This is a genomic window from Nesterenkonia flava (genome assembly GCF_031432335.1).
In the GTDB taxonomy this organism is placed as follows: domain Bacteria; phylum Actinomycetota; class Actinomycetes; order Actinomycetales; family Micrococcaceae; genus Nesterenkonia; species Nesterenkonia flava.
The window spans coordinates 1-826 of the sequence record NZ_JAVKGT010000086.1 but is presented as its reverse complement, the minus strand read 5'-3'; the positions used below and the strand labels follow the sequence as shown (position 1 = coordinate 826).

Annotated in this window: 1 protein-coding gene; it reads right to left on the bottom strand. The window is 63.8% G+C overall.

What is annotated here, in order from left to right; all coding sequences use genetic code 11:
- Window positions 1-48 precede the first annotated feature (48 nt).
- On the bottom strand, window positions 49-826 hold a 778-nt coding region (locus tag RH857_RS13570), incomplete at its 5' end, for a transposase (protein ID WP_310538506.1).

The following is an 826-nucleotide window of genomic DNA, read 5'->3' as shown; positions in this document are numbered from 1 at the left end:
GGGTTATAGGCCATAAATGTGTTGCTGGTCCGGGCGTGTCCAGGGGATTCAGAAGCTTTTGCCGCCCCACCCGGCTCTGTCCCAGAGTCCTTCCTCAGCGCTGGGTGATCGTCCATAGAGGTCTGGGCCGATGGGTTCCTCCGTCGGGGTCGGCTTCTTCGGCTGGGGACGGTAGTGGTGCTCCTGGATGAGCTGGTGTGGGGCCTGTGGGTCCTCGCTGCGCAGGTAGAGGAACCATTCCACGGCCCGGCGCATGTGCTCGGCGGGGATTCCTCGGTGATGGCGCAGCAGCAGACGCAGTTGGGCGTTGATCCCGCCTTCGATCTGATTCGTGGTGGAGGCGACCTCGAAGTCGAATTGGGGCTCCAGGTAGGTGAACAGTTCCTGGTGTTTCGCGCAGCGTTCTAAGAGTGTGTAGGCCTTGCGCAGTCGGTCGTGGGTGAACCAGGACTTCTGCCCGGGGCGCACCCATGCGGGCACTTCCCCGGTGTGCTGTCCCCGGTAGGTGCGGGCGTAGATGAACCCCCGGTGACGCTGGTGAAAATCAGCCAGGGCGGCCAGCCAGGCGGTGGCCTGCTCAGTGGTGGTGATCCTGGTCAGCGCCAGCGATAGCTGCCGCAGCTCCTTGCCAGGGACGGTGCGGGGCCGGGTGGTCAGGTAGGTACGCACATTGCGCTGGATATGGACCAGACACCTCTGGACCCGGGTATCAGGCCAGGCATACTTCCTCGCAGACAGCAATCCTGTGCCGCCGTCAGTGACCACCACATCCGGGGCCGGAAAACGCTGTAAGAGGGCTTCCCAGGCTGCGCGTTTCTCGGTGTCA